The sequence below is a fragment of the Legionella sp. genome (assembly GCF_049790535.1).
GTDB lineage: Bacteria > Pseudomonadota > Gammaproteobacteria > Legionellales > Legionellaceae > Legionella.
The window spans coordinates 1-16546 of the sequence record NZ_JBAQZB010000039.1; the positions used below are offsets into that span (position 1 = coordinate 1).

Below are 16546 nucleotides of genomic sequence, written 5' to 3' on the forward strand. Positions count from 1 at the left end.
GGGTTGCTTCGCTTTGCTCGCAATGACGGGCTCCATCCATACAATAGAACACTCTTTAGTGTTCCTAAATTATTATCGAAAATACAGTTCCCAAACAACACAGGTCTCTAGTGGCAACAACCAAAGACTCAGATTCGGACTCAAGAGGACACTTTTGTCATAGTTTGATTAAAATTATACGGATGGAGCCCGTCATTGCGAGCAAAGCGAAGCAACCAGAGGTTCAGAGTGAGGTAACTGAACTCCTCCTCTCACTAAGTTAAGAATTTATAAGAACCAATTTAGCATTCGAATTGGTTAATTATCCACTTACTAACTTTGTTGCCAACTGGCTTTAGCTCTAAATAATCCGGGTAGATCATCAATGGTTTTATTAACTTTTTGTGGCAAAGTAAATAAATCACGTGATTTTTGGTAATAAACACCTAGTGGAACTGGATGCTCAGGAAACGCTAAAGCCGCTAAACGTATGGCAGAGGTCAAACTGCCTGTATCATGCTTATAAAGTCCTTGCGTAGTAGCAGAGACACTGGTGAATATATCCCCTTGTACATGAAGCGCTTTATCTTTCTGAGCCCCATAAAGTAGCGGCTGGTTTTGTTCTAGAAGTACCGTATTTTCTGCGCGATTATTCTTTATCGCAAACTCATCAAAAGCTCCATGATTAAAAATGTTACAATCCTGATAAATTTCTACGAAAGCACAACCTTGATGCTCTTGGGCTTTCTTTAATAATCCACTTAAGTGAGTTGGATCTTTGTCGACCGCGCGCGCTACAAAGCTAGCACCTGCAGCTAAAGCTAATGCAAGTGGGTTGATTGGTTCATTATTCACCCCTTGAGGAGAAGTTTTAGTAACCTGTCCTTTTTTTGAAGTTGGTGAAAATTGGCCTTTTGTTAAACCATAAACCTGATTATTAAATAATAAAATATTCACATTCACATTACGACGTAAAATATGGATCAGATGATTACCGCCAATACTCAAAGCATCTCCATCACCGGTAATTACCCAAACACATAAGTCATCGCGCATAGCTTTTAAACCTGTCGCAACCGCAGTAGCACGACCATGAATAGTATGGAAGCCATAAGTATTCATATAATAAGGTAAACGACCTGCACAACCAATTCCTGAAACAAAAACATGCTGTTCTGGTGGCAAACCAAGCTCAGGCAGGACTTTTTGCAAAGCCATTAAAATTGCATAATCACCACACCCTGGGCACCAACGCACCTCATTCGCATTAGCAAAATCTTCACGCTTATAAATATTATTCATTATTGGCCTCCGCTTTAAGGAGATTAATTAAATGACTGACACTAAAAGGTTGGCCGTTACATTGACTGATCACTTGTGCATCAACCAAATAAGTAGCACGAATAAGTTGCGTTAATTGTCCAGAATTTAATTCGGCAACAAGTACCTTATCATAACTTTTTAAAATAACTCCTAAATCTGTAGGTAAGGGATTAAGGTGACGCAAATGCACATAAGCCAAAGACAAACCATGTTGCTGACATTGCAAAACAGCTGATTTTAAGCTGCCATAGGTGCTTCCCCAACCAACTAATAAAATGGACGCCTTGGCATCTCCCTCAATCACCAACGGAGCATAGTCTCGCGAAACACCTTGAATCTTATTCTGACGCAAATTCACCATTTTTTGATGATTTTCAGCATCGTAGCTTACATGCCCATCCTCACCTTGCTTTTCTAAACCACCCAATTGATGAATAAACCCCGGGGTTCCCGGTATGTTCCAGCTGCGACTTAAAAATTCGTCACGAGTAAAGGGTTTGGAGAAACGATTAAACTCAATAGTAGGCAATTTAAGTGATTCAATTGCCGGTATTTCCCAAGGCTCAGCTGCATTAGCTAGGTAAGCATCAAGTAAGACAATAACCGGAGTCATGTATTTAATTGCCAAATAAAATGCCTCTAAAATGGTATTAAAACAGTCAGCTGCAGTCTGTGCAGCAATAACAATTAACGGTGCTTCACCATGACGACCATATAAAGCATGTCTTAAATCGCTTTGACTTGTTTTAGTCGGCAACCCTGTTGAGGCTCCTGCTCGTTGCACATCAACCAAAACCAGTGGCAATTCTGCCACTACTGCAAGTCCAAGACTTTCACTTTTCAAGTCCAAGCCAGGTCCAGAAGTACAAGTTAACGCGAGTCTCCCCCCATAAGCGGCTCCGATGCAAGAACAGATAGCCGCAATCTCATCCTCTGCCTGTATTAATTGCACACCAAAATCTGCTAAACGTGCACATTCATGTAAAATAGCTGAAGAAGGAGTAATTGGATAACCTGATACCAACATCGGCGTACGGGTATGCGTTGCTAGAGTAGCCAGTGCCAATCCTACTGCTTCAACCCCAGTAATTTGTCGATATTCACCCGCATGGCGATTGGCTTCACCTAACATGTAATCGCGACGCGCTAATTCCAAGGTCATAGCATAATTGTATCCTGCCAATAAAGCTGCTGCATTTGCTTTTGCAATTACTAAATTCGCCTTAAATTTCTTGGCAATGAAGTCCTCACAAGCCTTGGTTGGTAAATCAAATAACCATAATACCAATCCCAAAATATAAAAGTTTTTAGTTTTTGTCGCCTGAGGCTTAGTTAATTCAAATGACGCTACTGCCTGTAAGGTTTGCGTGATTAAAGGAAAGGAAACAATATGGTAGTGCTCAACACAATTATTTAGAAAACTCTTATCCATCCCAGCTTTTTGCCAATCTTTATCTTGATAACTGTCCTCATTGATAATCAATAAACCACCATGATTTAAATGCTGCAATGAATTTTTTAAAGCGGCAGGATTTAAAGCAACTAAAACATTTAAAGATTCACCTGCAGTAAAAATAGCGTGCTCTGCCATAGCTAATTGGAAACCAGAAACACCTGCTACCGTCCCTGCAGGAGCTCTGATTTCCGCTGGAAAATCAGGCATAGTTCGAACATCCCGTCCAGTGAGTGCTGCACTAATGGTTAATTGTTCACCAACCAGTTGTACGCCATCACCTGAATCCCCGGTGATACGAATAACAATTACGTCAGTCATTGACATAGATTCTCGCTTCTAGCATTAATTGACGCATGTGTCTTACTGCTTCGTTCATTCCACAAAATAAAGCTCGAGCAATAATGGCATGGCCGATGTTAAGTTCAAGTAACTCTTTAATTGCTGCTATGGGTTGTACGTTATGATAATTTAAACCATGACCTGCGTTTACAATAAGATTTAAACTAGAAGCGTATTCTGCTGCCTGTTTAATTCGTTTTAGTTCATACTGTTTCTGATCCATATGAGTTGCATCGGCATAGCAACCTGTATGCAATTCAATTACAGGAACACCTATTTCTGCGGCAGCTTTGATCTGATTGAGATCAGGATCAATAAATAAAGAGACTTCGCTACCAATCACCTGTAAACGTCGAACCGCCCGCTCAACCGTTTGCTGATGCGTTATAACATCCAAGCCTCCTTCAGTAGTTAATTCTTCACGTTTTTCCGGAACTAGGCAAGTATGTTCAGGAGAAATTTCTTCTGCAAAATCAAGCATTGCCTCAGTAACTGCTAATTCAAGATTCATCCGCGTTTGCAATACCTGTTTTATTAAGCGTACATCACGGGCTTGAATATGGCGTAAATCCTCACGCATGTGTAGAGTAATTCCATCTGCACCCGCTTTTTCAGCCTCCATAGCGGCTTGCACCGGATCTGGATAACGAGTACCACGTGCCTGTCGTACTGTAGCTATGTGATCAATATTCACACCTAATAAGATTAGCTTACTCATTTTTATACCACATAATAAAAAATTAAGAGTATAATGTTCCTTCTTCCTTAAACTCAAGTTGATTAAAAAATATCTCTATTAATTTAGCATAGCTTATTGACCCTGCTATATAAAGACCGAGACTTAATTTCCCTACCACCTAGCAAATCGTCTATGGCCTGGCGCATAATATATTTCGCTGACTTTAAATAATCAGCTTCGCTCAGGTTATCTTCTGCCAAAGCAAGTATATGCCTCCCAGGAATACCTTCACTTGTTGAAATAAACCCCTCACCTGCCACAAATTGATAATATAACTCAGGGACTATAAAGTTATTTGTTCTTGCTTCATGAATGAGTGAGAAGGAATAACCACAGGTTTTCAGCAACGCCCATTCAAAGCGTCTTAATAAGGATTCAAAAACCAGACGCTCTCGGGTCGAAGCCAAACCATTTAAGGTAAATAAATAAACTTCAAACAAAGAGGCATCATGATAATATGGACTTAGCGCATAATAGAGAATTTCATTAACATATAAAGCACAGAAAAGAGAATGCCCTTCAAGGTCTAATGTGGGGGAAATGCTTTCAACCGTTTTCACATAATATCGTTCATAACGCTCATCAACGGTAAGCCATAATGGAGTAAATACCTGCAAAAGAGCTTGTCTTTTAGGAGTACGCCCCCCTTTGTAAAGGCACTGAATAAAACCTAATTCTAGCGTAAAAAAACTCACTCTGGCACTGGTATCACCAGACCATTGTTTGTGTACTACCCACCCTTCGATTGTCTTAGTCATAACCTAATTGTTTCAACAAACGCTCGTCATCAGCCCAACCTGATTTGACTTTACACCAGCATTGCAAAAAAACTTTTTTCCCTAACAATTTTTCCATGTCCAGACGTGCGCTAGTTGCCATTTCTTTTAATTTTTGTCCCTTATCACCAATAATCATTCGTTTATGACTCTCTTTCTCTACCAAAATTAATGCATGAATACGCACTAAATTTCCTTCATCTTTATACGATTCAATCTCTACGGTAACTGCATAAGGTAATTCCTGACCACAAAAACGAAAAATTTTCTCACGTACTAATTCAGAACATAAAAATTTGGTAGAGCGGTCTGTTAATTGATCTTCTGGGAATAAATGTGGACCTTCAGGCAAATAGGTTTGTAGTATTTTTATTAACTCATCGACTTGTATCCCTGTTTTTGCTGAAAGAGGGATAATGGCAACAAAGTCGTATTTTTGGCTCATTTGCTCCATCGACGGTAATAATTGCGTTTTATCATCAATTTTATCAACTTTATTCACTGCTAAAATACAAGGCACTTTAGATTGTTTAATTAAATTTAAAACATATTCGTCTTCTTCCTCCCAATGAGTACCATCTACGATAAAAACAACAACATCCACATCACGTAAAACACTAATCGCCGTTTTATTCATCAAGCGATTCATTGCTTTTTTACTGTCACTTTGATGAATACCTGGAGTATCCACATAAATAAATTGATAATTACTTACAGTACGAATACCCAAAATACTGTGGCGCGTTGTTTGAGATTTTTTTGATGTGATACTTATTTTTTGCTCTAAAATACAATTTAGAAGTGTTGATTTACCTACATTAGGTCTACCAACTAAGGCGATATAGCCACAATAACTTGTCATTAATATATTCCTGTGTACTTTTAAAACATTTTATCAGTGACACCGTAAAATATCTAGACGCCCAATCTGCACTAATGTTTTTAATAGAACCGTTTAATTTTGCAAAAATGAGTTAAAATAAAGTATAAACTTCGATTACATTAAATAATTAGCTAAGAATTGATGTTTTATTGGTCAAATTTGTATATAATTAAATAAACAGTACCGTAGGGATATAATATGAGCAAAAAAATAGAAAACCAACAGTTCTCTCCACCAAAAGATATATCACCTCAACTCAGTCAGTGGTTAGATTCTGTAATTTCTAAAAATGTATCATCTCAACTTAGTGAGCGGTTAAATTCTGTAATTTCTAAAATTGATCCAATAAGATTTGAGCCTCCCTCTCAAAAGACGATAGATCCTAATTCACCAACCAATATAAGCCGTTTTGGGTTTAAAAATCCCAACGATTTAAAAGTTTTTTTATTATCTCCCGCAGGAAAAGGGGTAACAGCAAGTATAAAGGACAAAGCGATTCTTAATAAAGCCATTGAAGACCAACGCAATTTTGAACTGCAAGAAAGAGCTAGGAGGAGGAGTCTTCTAAAAATCTATCTATTGCTTTGGTTAGTTAAAAAAGATGCACACGCAGAATCAAAGCTTAAAGAATATATTGAGGAACTCAATACAAAACTGATAAATCAAAGTAAGTCAGATACTTCATCGCAAAAAACACCTGTAACATCTAAAATGAATAAAGAATTACAACAAGCATTGGCAAATTATGATTCAGCGATTAGACAATATCGAGAGGAGCATAACCGACTTACAGTCGAAGAAAAAGAACTTAGCCAACGTATGGAAAATCTTGAACAACAACAACAAGCGCTTACAAGTAAATATAATGTCTACAATGAAAGCCTTGAAGAATTTGAAAAATCATCTGCTGAACATGAAGCATTAAATACTGATGATTTGCATCATTTAATTACGGACATGGAAAATAAACTTAATGCGCAAACAGACCAAATCACCACACTACTTGATAGTGATGATCCTGCTGATGAGGCAAAAGCCCGACAACTATTAAACGAACAGAATGCTTTAAATTTACAACTAGCAAGCTTGTATGATTTACGTTCCGCAAAAAAAGGTGACAAACTATTTTTTAATGCCGAAGGTGAGCAGCTAACTTCACAAAAAGATGCCGCGTTTGTTGTAGATAAAGAGCAAAAAGTTGTTGAAAAAGATGGTAAATATTATCTTTTAAAAGCAGGTCAGGATTTAGATAAACTATCTGAGGCAGATAAAGAAGAGGCTCAAGAAAGTTTCAAACACTCAGAACATGAATTAATGAGCGTGAAAAAAGCGGTTAGTCATAACCATACATTAGAACAAGATTTTCTCGGCCAACAAATTGATGAAGTACACGTAAAGCAGGAGCAAAACACAGCTGAAAAAATGAATCTTGAAAATCAAATTCACCTCATGGAATCAGTTCGGGCAACCTTAACTCAACCCAATGTTGATCCATCGGCCCCTAGTCCTTCGCCATCACTAGGAAAAACTACTGCGTCTCTCCCTAATCCCCCCAAATCAGCCATAACGTTTGCTCAAGATTGTTTACCTATTTTAGATAAACTGTTTTCTACTAAAAATAATCTGTCGAAAGACAACTTATTTGATCTGGTAGATAAGTATGCAGATAAAAGAAATGACAAGCAAATAGATCGCACAGAAATTAAAGAGTTTTTGAAAAAAGGCTTGGTATCATTAGGTCTGGGTACAATACCCCCAATGGCCCCCCTTCCTCAAACAACCATGCAATCATTATTGCAACATATGGCACGTTTTAGTGCTGATCCCAACAAACCTGGGTTAACACCAATACGGAATCTGAATCAGTTGAAAAATCAGAATCAGCTGAAAAATCAAAATCCGATGAAAAGCCCGATGGATTCGTCAACCTCTAATAAGCCTCAATCTAAGCAGGAACAAGAAAAACATGTTTCCCCTTCCCCTACTCCTTTTTCTAATAAGCCGCACTAAAATGAGTATTGACTAGAGACTATCGACATTTGCTCTTTACTCTTTTCGTCCTGCGACTTATTGGCAATACTAGTGATTGTCTTAAATAATATTTTTTAGTTCAGAATAGGTTCTATAAGTTTATTTACGATTAATCAACACGTCCAAAACAAAAAATGAAGCGCCCAGAAAAATGGCACTATCGGCAATATTAAAGGTTGCAAAATGATGATGACGATAATACACATCGATAAAATCAATCACATAACCATAAAACGCACGGTCAATTAAATTACCGATGGCCCCTCCCAGGATAAGGCTAATTCCTGCAGATAATAATCGTGCCTGAGTCGGTACCCTATAAAGCCAGATTATAAGAACAATGCTCATAATTAAACTAAAGCCTGCGAAAAACCACCGATGCCAATCACCTGCTCCATTTAAAAAGCTAAATGCAGCACCCGTGTTAAACGCCAAAGTAACATTGAGTAAAGGGAAAACAGGCACTGGCTCATAGGGAATTAAAGAATTTAGTGCCCAGTATTTACTCACCTGATCACAAACAATAATTAAAATACTGAGCATTAACCAATGCCATTTCTTCATATAAATTGCCTCACTTCATCTTGGCCACTAATGTTACCTACGCAACGTAAACAGAGCTCAGGGTGCTGAACATCACGCCCAACATCAGGTCGTCGATGCCAACAGCGTGCACATTTTTCATGAGTACTAGGATATACTTGAATACCTATACCATAGTCTGTAACTATCAATCCCGGAGGAGCAGAGTCCATAGAATGCACTGTCGCACCCGAAGTAATTAATAAAAAGCGTAGCTCTTCACCTAAACGACTTAATTTAGGGAACGTTTTATGGTCTGCATATAAAGATACTTCTGCTGCTAAAGCTGAACCAATCTCTCCTTTTTTCCGAGATTCTTCAAGTGCCTTATTCACTTCATCACGAATTAAATGCAATTCATCCCATTCAGCCATATTCACTGCGTCAATCTTCGGCGACGCATCATACCAGAGCTCTGTAAAGAGTGTTTCATGGGCATAGCCAGGAATGTAGCGTGCAATTTCTTCAGCGGTAAAGGATAATATAGGAGCTAACCAAAGAGTAAATGCTCTAATAATATGATACATAGCTGTTTGACAGGATCGTCGTGCTTGGCTTTGTTTTGCTGTGGTGTATTGCCTGTCTTTAATTAAATCCAGATAAAAACCACCCATGTCCACAGCACAGAAATTATGAATTTTCTGATAAATCACGTGGAATTGATAACTTTCATAAGCTGCAACAATTTCTTCTTGTAATAATTGACATCGCTTGATTGCCCATCTATCTAATTCTAAAAGCTCCTTGCCTTGAACAGCATCAACTGTGGGGTCAAAATCAAATAAATTTGCTAACAAAAATCGCGCAGTATTACGAATCCTACGATAAGCATCAGCATTACGTTTAATGATTTCATCCGAAATACTAACTTCATGTCGGTAATCAGTTGATGCTACCCATAAACGTAAAATATCAGCACCATGCTGATTTACCATTTGATCCAAAGCTACATAATTACCTTTGGATTTAGAAAGTTTTCTGCCCCCCGCATCTACTGTATAACCATGGGTCAATACTGTTTTATAAGGAGCAACTCCATACATTGCTATTGCAGTAGTTAATGATGAATTAAACCAGCCTCGATGTTGGTCCGACCCTTCAAAATAAACATCTGCAGGAAATGCCAATTCTTTATTTTGTTTTAAAACACAAAAATGCGTTACTCCAGAATCTAACCACACATCCATGGTGTCATTAATTTTATCGTAAAACGGTGCTTCATCACCCAACAATTCAGCCTTATCCATTGCAAACCAAGCATCAATTCCTGACTCTTCTATACGTAATGCTACTTGTTCAATAAACTCTAATGTTTTCGGATGCAGTTCTAGGGTACCAGTGTGAACAAATAACGGCATAGGTGTACCCCAAGCTCTTTGTCTTGATATGCACCAATCAGGCCTGTTTTCAACCATAGTACTAATGCGTGCTTTCCCCCAAGCAGGAACCCAACTCACCTTATCAATTGCATTAATAATCATGGTTCTTAAGTGATTTTTATCCATAGAAATAAACCACTGAGGCGTAGCAAGGAAAATCATCGGTGATTTATGTCGCCAACAATGAGGATAACTGTGTTGAATGGTATCTTTGGCTAATAAAACCCCTTTTTCAACCAAAATGTTAATAATGGAATCATTTGCCTTAAATACATGAATTCCAGCAAACAATTCCACATCTTCTGCAAAGCAACCATTTGCCTTCACTGGATTAATTAAAGGTAGATTATAAGCTTGTCCAATCACATAATCGTCTGGACCGTGTGCTGGAGCCGTATGTACACTACCTGTACCTGAATCCGTTGTGACATGAGTGCCTAATACTACAGGTACAGATCGATCATAAAAAGGATGTTTTAATTTTAAATGCTCAAATACCTTTCCTTTGGCAGAACCTTTGATGCTGTACTCGTTAATACCATAACGTACCATCGCTGATTTCACTAAATCTGCAGCAAGAATTAGATAAAAAGAGCCGGCATCAATCAAAGAGTAATCAATCTCGGGATGCAGACATACCGCTTCATTTGCAGGCAAAGTCCATGGAGTGGTAGTCCAAATCGGTACGCTTAATTTTTTAACCTCATCAACTCCATGAAATAGCTTAATAAACTCTTCTGGATTTACTGCTGCAAAAGCTACATCTATAGAAAGTGATGTTTTTTCTTCATAATCAACTTCCGCCTCAGCTAATGCAGAACCACAATCAATACACCAATGGACTGGTTTAAAACCTTGTTGTAAATGACCATTTTCTATTATTAAGCCTAAAGCGCGAACAATACTGGCTTCGTAGCGGAAATCCATAGTAATATAAGGATTATCCCAATCACCAAACACACCTAAACGTTGAAATTCTTTGCGTTGAATGTCTATCTGACTGCTTGCATATTCACGACATTGAGCTCGAAACGCTTTGGCAGTTACTTTGTCTCCCACTCGACCAATTTTTTTCTCTACATTGAGCTCAATGGGTAAGCCATGACAATCCCAGCCAGGGACAAAAGGGGCATCATAACCACTAAAAGATTTAGATTTAATAATGATATCTTTAAGTATTTTATTTAATGCATGACCACAGTGCAAATGACCGTTTGCATAAGGGGGACCGTCATGTAAAATAAATTTCTTATTCCCTGCACGAGCCTTTCGAATCTGTTCATACACCTTTTTTTCTTGCCAAGCAGCCAAAACTTCTGGCTCACGGATTGCCAAGCTTGCCTTCATTGGAAATGAAGTATTAGGAAGGTTTAATGTATCTTTATATTCTGCCATAACTACCCACCACTCTGCGAAGTCTTTAAATTATTGACAAATACTTTCGCCGCCGCAATATCTTCATATATTTGCGTCACCAAAGCATCTACTGAGGTGAATTTAACCTCATCACGCAATTTGTGCAAGAACAACACTTGCAGCAATTCACCATAAATTAACTGATCAAAATCAAATAAATGAACTTCCAAAATACTTTTGGTGCCATCTACTGTAGGACGCTTTCCTAAGTTTGCAACACCGTATACAACGTGTTGATGAGCACGATGAACCTGAACTGCAAAAACACCCTGCAAGGACACAGATCGACGATAAAGTCCCAAATTAGCAGTAGGAATGCCCCATTGTCGTCCTCGCTCATCACCATGCATCACTCGTCCACAAATACTATAAGGCCGTCCTAAATATTTGCTTGCTCCTTCAAGATTACCTGCTTGTAAAGCTGTTCTAATCTTTGTAGAACTAATTCGTTCATTGTTAATACAAAAATCGGCGTAAAGCTGCACCTTACAATCATATTCAGTACCTAAGCTTTTAAGTAAATTCACATCCCCTTCTCTGTTTTTTCCAAAATAAAAATCCTCACCAATAAGAAGATATTTTACATTTAACATAGAAAATAAATAGTTACGAGCAAAGGCTGTTGCACTTGTTTGAGCCAAAAAATCGTCAAATTTAATACAATAAACGTAATCAACGTGACAATTACGTAACACATCCAGTTTTTCTCTTAAACTGGAAAGTCTGGCTGGGGCATCATTTTTTTGCAAATATTCCCGAGGCTGGGGTTCAAATAAAATTAGAACTAAAGGAAGTTTCAAAGCATTTGCTTTTTCTCTCAAAGCCTTAATAAGATTTTGATGGCCTAAATGGACTCCATCGAAATTACCAATGGTAGCAACTACGCCCTTAGTGAAAGCAGAAAAACGTTGAATACCACGCAATAAGTTCATTGAATTATTCAATCAGAAAACTAAAAGGCAATAGTATACTTGTTTTCTGTTCTATTGAGAAATGATAACTTAAGGATACTTTGAATTGCACGGCCAGTCTTTACATCTCTTTGGCAAAGCAGAGAACATAAGACTTCAGAGATTCAGTGGTCAATAGAACCTACTTTTTTTCCTATTTCTTCTCAATCTTAGGGCGCACAATTAAAACATCACATTCTGCATTATGTAAAATTGAATTTGCCGTAGAACCTAATAGCAAGGAAAGACCATGTTTTCCATGACTACCGGTGACAATTAAATCAATCTTACGTTCTGCAGCAACCCTTAGTATTTCATTTTTGGTAGAACCAAATTCTAAAAAACGATGTTTTTCATCAACACCTAATTTTTCGGCCAGTTGTTTAAGTTCTTTCTCAGCTTGCTCACGGATAGACAGCTCAACTTCCGCAAATCCGGCAAATCCCGGGTAAGCATAAGCAGGAATAGGTTCAACAACATGAACTAAGATCAGATCAGCCTTATTCTCATCAGCAATTTTCTTTGCCTTATGAGCTGCTAATACCCCAACTTCATCAAAATCGGTCGCAAACAATACCTTCTTATACATCATTTTCTCCTTAAGATACTGATTCTTATTTTAAAGACTAGCAGATTTAAAATTAATTGCATTACTGAAAAAAACATTGTTTCCTTTACTTCAAATTTTTTCTCATAATTTAATCTGCTCTTCAGCTTTAGCGATTGCTCTACGAATTGCCTGTGATTCCGCTGATTGTTGAGGGGCTAATTGAAGCAACCGATGCCAATAATTAATTGCATCCTTATAAGCATGATTTGTATAAGCATCCATAGCCAGCATGGCTAATGCATCAGGTTGATTGGAATTATTTTTTAATAAATTACGCAAAACTTCCCTAATTTGCGCGGTAAATTGTTGATTATGCTCTTCCCATAAGCTATGCGCGTAATTTACTGCGAAAAGTTCTTCCTGAGGGCTAAATTGATAAGCCTTGGCAAAAGCTTCTACAGCTTTTTGTTGTTTATTCTGACCTGCATACAAACGCCCTAAAAGATACCAGCCTTTAGCGCTTTTTGGAGAATCATCTAATTTAACGCGCAATCTATCGATTAACTCTTGTGGATTTTTAATTGATTTTAAAAGAGCCTTAGCTTGTTTTTGTTTTGCCAACTGTTGAACATATTCACGCCAAGGAGCAAAGCTTCCCCAATAATAATATCCAGAAAATACCATAACAAAAATAACCAGCATCATCATTATACGAGCAATTAAATGATGTCTTAGTGGATAAACCATTAAAATGCTTGCTAAAAAAGTTATTCCGATTAATAAACTAAGTAACCACCATTCATTCATAAATAACTACCTTAAAGAGCAGAACGCGTGACTCAGCTCTCTGCTTTCTTAATCTTAAAACAGGCCCGCCAAAAAATTAAAAAACCCAATAATAAAAATAAAACTGGCCCAAACCATAATAAATAAGTGATGGCTTTCACTGGCGGCTTAAACAAAATAAAATCCCCATAGCGGGAAGTTAGGTAATCATTAATTTCACTATCGCTCTTTCCTTCTTTTACCAATTGATAGACCTTGTCACGTAAATCTTTCGCTAGATCAGCATTAGAATCTGCCAAATCTTGATTTTGACATACCAAACAACGCAAATTTTTTAATAAATGATTAAATTGGGCTTCTTTTTTAGCTGAATCTAAGGGATAAAAACTGTTTGTCAAAGCGTGGCTATTGCCTAAAAAAAATATACTGAAACAAATTAAGTAGAAATTTTTCATGAAATTTGTTCCAGTTGCATCATTAAAGGTTTCATTTCTTTTTGCCAAAGCTCTTCATCTATAATCCCGGCATGTCGGTAACGAATTATCCCCTTTTTATCAATAACAAAAGTCTCAGGCGCCCCATAAACCCCTAAATCAATAGCCACTTTGCCCTCACGATCTTGGACTACTAGCTGATAAGGATTTCCCCATTGTGCTAACCATTGCAAAGCATCTTCAGATTTATCTTTATAATTCAAACCATAGATCGGTACCCCTTCACGCGCCAACTGCAACATAAATACCTGTTCTTCCGCACACGCTGCGCACCAGCTTGCCCAAACATTCAATAAAACTACCTGATTGCGAATTTGATTCGCATTAAATACAACATCAGGATGTTGTAATTGTGGCAAAATAAAATCAGGTAAGGATTTGCCGAGCTGTGCTAAGGGTAAATCTTGTGGCTTTAGGGACAAACCACGCCAAAGAAAAGCACTCAACAATACAAAGAAAACAATGGGAATAATTCGCCAACTTAATTTTTTCATGCCTTTTCTCCCATCTTTTCTTGCTTTTTTTGATAATATCTTTTGTCAGTCAAAGCAAAAAAACCACCCGCTAAAATCATAAATCCGCCTGCCCAGATCCAGCGCACTAATGGTTTATAATAAAGTCGAACTGACCAAGACTCATCGGATAAAGGCTCTCCCAAAGCTACATAAATATCACGAAAAGGCGTTACATCAATTGCCGATTCCGTCATCGCCATTTGACCAATTGTATACAGTCTTTTTTCAGGGTAAATCACCCGTGTTTTGTTATAGTGTTTTATTTTAAATTGCGCTTGTGTTCCCCTATAGTTTGGCCCCACTAAAGGCTTTTGATTCACAAACTCAATTGCATAACTTAGCAAATTTATAGTTTTTCCAGGTTCCATTTGCACATCATCCTGTACCCCATAAGCAGTAGAAACTGCAATACCAATTACAGTAGCTGCAATACCTAAATGAGCCAAAACCATCCCCCAATAGGCTTGACCTACCTGAATTAAACTACTGCGCTCTTTAATGCGCCTGGCAACAGCCTGAACAGTACTTAAAATAATCCACGTTGCTAAAATTAAACCCAGAAGTGCTGTGCTATTCAATTCCTTATGAGTCAACAATAACAAAACAATGGGCAGTAAAATACTGAACAAAGCAGCTTTCCTCAATTTCTTAAATACACGGCGCCAATTATCTTTGCTCCACTTTAAATGAATCCCAAGTCCCATTAATAACAGCATTGGAATCATTAGAGGCACAAATACTGCATTAAAATAAGGAGCTCCAACGGATAACTTACCTAATCCTAAACCTTCAATTAATAATGGGTAAACAGTGCCCATTAAGACGGTAAGCATAATCACCACTAAGAAAACATTATTTAATAATAAAGCACTCTCGCGCGAAACAGGGCTAGGATTCATTGTTGTTTGCAATGTTTGTGCTCTAAAAAGAAATAACAACAATGAACCACCAATGACAAATAATAAAAACCCTAAAATATACAAACCGCGTTGCGGATCTACAGCAAAGGCATGTACTGAGGTTAAAACGCCAGAACGCACCAAAAATGTGCCGATTAAACTTAAAGAAAAAGCAGTAATAGCTAATAACATAGTCCACGCTTTAAACTGCTGTCGCTGTTCGGTAACTGCCAAAGAATGTAATAATGCAGTGCCAATTAACCATGGCATAAATGAAGCATTTTCTACCGGATCCCAAAACCACCATCCACCCCAGCCTAATTCTCGATAGGCCCACCAACTGCCCAAAGTAATCCCTGCAGTCAAACAACACCAAGCAGCCAAGGTCCAGGGTCTAGTCCATTTCGACCATTGGGTTTCCAGCTTGCCGCTCCATAAAGCGGCAATGGCAAAAGCAAAAGCTACAGAAAAACCAACATAGCCCATATACAACATGGGAGGATGAAATAAAAAACCCGGATCTTGTAATAAAGGATTCAAATCGCGGCCAGATGTGTTCAAGACTTGAAATTGACGTAAAAAAGGATTGGACGTTGTTAACAAAAATAAAATAAAACCAATGCTTAACCAACCAAGTACCACCAGAACACGGGTACGCATTTCTTTATCCAAAGCGGAACTAAAAAAAGCAACCATAACTATCCAAAAACTTAAAATAAGAACCCACAATAACATTGAGCCCTCATGCCCGCCCCATACAGCGCAAAGCTTATAAAACCAAGGCAGCGCAATACTGGAATTACTCATCACATAAATAACGGAAAAGTCATTTTTTAAAAAACAAAGAGTAAGAAAAATATAAGCTAGTGCAATAAAGAAAAATTGGCAAATAACATAAATTCTTGCAGAATCAAGCCACTCACTACGCTTGAATTGCAAGCCCATTGAAGGAATTAACACAAGAGCAATGGACGCAATCAGCGCCAGAATCAACGAAAAAAGTCCTAGTTCTGCAATCATCAATTTACCTTTTAGCTAGAGCAGCTTTTACCTCAGGAGGCATATAATTAGCATCATGTTTTGCTAAAACACGGGTTGCTTGAAAATGTTGTCTGTCGATCAACTGCCCCTCCACAACTACACCTTGTTCTTCGCGAAATAAATCTGGAAGAATACCCGTGTGTATTACTACAATTGCTTTACTAAAATCAGTTATTTTAAATTCAACTTTCAAACTTTTTTCGGCTCGAATAAAGGAACCTTTTTCAACCATGCCACCGATACGGATAACATGCAGTAAAGGAGCCTTTCCTTCTGCAATTTGAGTTGGAGTGTAAAATAGACTAATATTTTGCCGTAAAGCATACAAAACCAGACCAGCAGATAAGGATAAGACAGTCAAGGTAAATAATAAAATCAATAACTTACGTTTACGAACAGGATTCATAG

General features: G+C 37.8%; 15 protein-coding genes. 1 reads left to right on the plus strand and 14 read right to left on the minus strand.

Annotation, left to right across the window (positions count from 1 at the left end; all coding sequences use genetic code 11):
• Positions 1–312: 312 nt before the first annotated feature.
• The 5 genes from WA877_RS01865 to era all read right to left on the minus strand — a co-directional run bounded on the left by WA877_RS01865 (position 313) and on the right by era (position 5474).
• Positions 313–1281: a 2-oxoacid:ferredoxin oxidoreductase subunit beta gene (locus WA877_RS01865; protein WP_425169245.1), complete on the minus strand. Its 969-nt coding sequence runs from the start codon at positions 1279–1281 to the stop codon at positions 313–315.
• Positions 1274–3082 carry a 2-oxoacid:acceptor oxidoreductase subunit alpha gene (locus WA877_RS01870; RefSeq protein ID WP_425169246.1) on the minus strand — a complete coding sequence of 603 codons (1809 nt, stop codon included), beginning with the start codon at positions 3080–3082 and terminating at the stop codon, positions 1274–1276. The genes WA877_RS01865 and WA877_RS01870 overlap by 8 nt, the downstream gene beginning before the upstream one ends.
• A complete protein-coding gene (pdxJ, locus tag WA877_RS01875; RefSeq protein ID WP_425169247.1) occupies positions 3069–3815 on the minus strand; it encodes a pyridoxine 5'-phosphate synthase in 747 nt (248 codons plus the stop codon). The genes WA877_RS01870 and pdxJ overlap by 14 nt, the downstream gene beginning before the upstream one ends.
• An 83-nt stretch (positions 3816–3898) precedes the next feature.
• Positions 3899–4594, minus strand: coding sequence for a DNA repair protein RecO (gene recO, locus WA877_RS01880; protein ID WP_425169248.1), 696 nt, complete (start codon positions 4592–4594; stop codon positions 3899–3901).
• The gene (gene era / locus WA877_RS01885; RefSeq protein WP_425169249.1) at positions 4587–5474 is read right to left on the minus strand and encodes a GTPase Era; all 888 of its coding nucleotides are present in this window, start codon (positions 5472–5474) and stop codon (positions 4587–4589) included. The genes recO and era overlap by 8 nt, the downstream gene beginning before the upstream one ends.
• A gap of 219 nt (positions 5475–5693) precedes the next feature.
• Here era and WA877_RS01890 point away from each other — a divergent pair, with 219 nt between their 5' ends.
• Positions 5694–7505: a hypothetical protein gene (locus WA877_RS01890; protein WP_425169250.1), complete on the plus strand. Its 1812-nt coding sequence runs from the start codon at positions 5694–5696 to the stop codon at positions 7503–7505.
• A gap of 120 nt (positions 7506–7625) precedes the next feature.
• Here WA877_RS01890 and lspA read toward each other — a convergent pair whose 3' ends face one another.
• The 9 genes from lspA to ccmE all read right to left on the minus strand — a co-directional run bounded on the left by lspA (position 7626) and on the right by ccmE (position 16544).
• Complete coding sequence (gene lspA, locus WA877_RS01895) at positions 7626–8090, minus strand: signal peptidase II (RefSeq protein WP_425169251.1); 465 nt, start codon at positions 8088–8090, stop codon at positions 7626–7628.
• On the minus strand, positions 8087–10882 hold the full coding sequence (ileS, locus tag WA877_RS01900; RefSeq protein ID WP_425169252.1) for an isoleucine--tRNA ligase: 2796 nt from the start codon (positions 10880–10882) through the stop codon (positions 8087–8089). The genes lspA and ileS overlap by 4 nt, the downstream gene beginning before the upstream one ends.
• A gap of 2 nt (positions 10883–10884) precedes the next feature.
• A complete protein-coding gene (gene ribF, locus WA877_RS01905) occupies positions 10885–11835 on the minus strand; it encodes a bifunctional riboflavin kinase/FAD synthetase (protein WP_425169253.1) in 951 nt (316 codons plus the stop codon).
• Between the two features lie 172 nt (positions 11836–12007).
• On the minus strand, positions 12008–12442 hold the full coding sequence (locus tag WA877_RS01910; protein ID WP_425169285.1) for a universal stress protein: 435 nt from the start codon (positions 12440–12442) through the stop codon (positions 12008–12010).
• A 102-nt stretch (positions 12443–12544) separates the two neighbouring features.
• Positions 12545–13210 carry a tetratricopeptide repeat protein gene (locus WA877_RS01915; protein WP_425169254.1) on the minus strand — a complete coding sequence of 222 codons (666 nt, stop codon included), beginning with the start codon at positions 13208–13210 and terminating at the stop codon, positions 12545–12547.
• A 32-nt stretch (positions 13211–13242) separates the two neighbouring features.
• Positions 13243–13644, minus strand: coding sequence for a cytochrome c-type biogenesis protein (locus WA877_RS01920; protein WP_425169255.1), 402 nt, complete (start codon positions 13642–13644; stop codon positions 13243–13245).
• Positions 13641–14177, minus strand: a complete 537-nt coding sequence (locus WA877_RS01925) for a DsbE family thiol:disulfide interchange protein (RefSeq protein ID WP_425169256.1) — start codon at positions 14175–14177, stop codon at positions 13641–13643. The genes WA877_RS01920 and WA877_RS01925 overlap by 4 nt, the downstream gene beginning before the upstream one ends.
• Positions 14174–16117: a heme lyase CcmF/NrfE family subunit gene (locus WA877_RS01930; protein WP_425169257.1), complete on the minus strand. Its 1944-nt coding sequence runs from the start codon at positions 16115–16117 to the stop codon at positions 14174–14176. Before WA877_RS01930 ends, WA877_RS01925 begins: the two co-directional genes overlap by 4 nt.
• A 4-nt stretch (positions 16118–16121) precedes the next feature.
• Entirely contained in the window at positions 16122–16544 is a 423-nt protein-coding gene (ccmE, locus tag WA877_RS01935) for a cytochrome c maturation protein CcmE (protein WP_425169258.1), read from the minus strand.
• Positions 16545–16546: the final 2 nt, after the last annotated feature.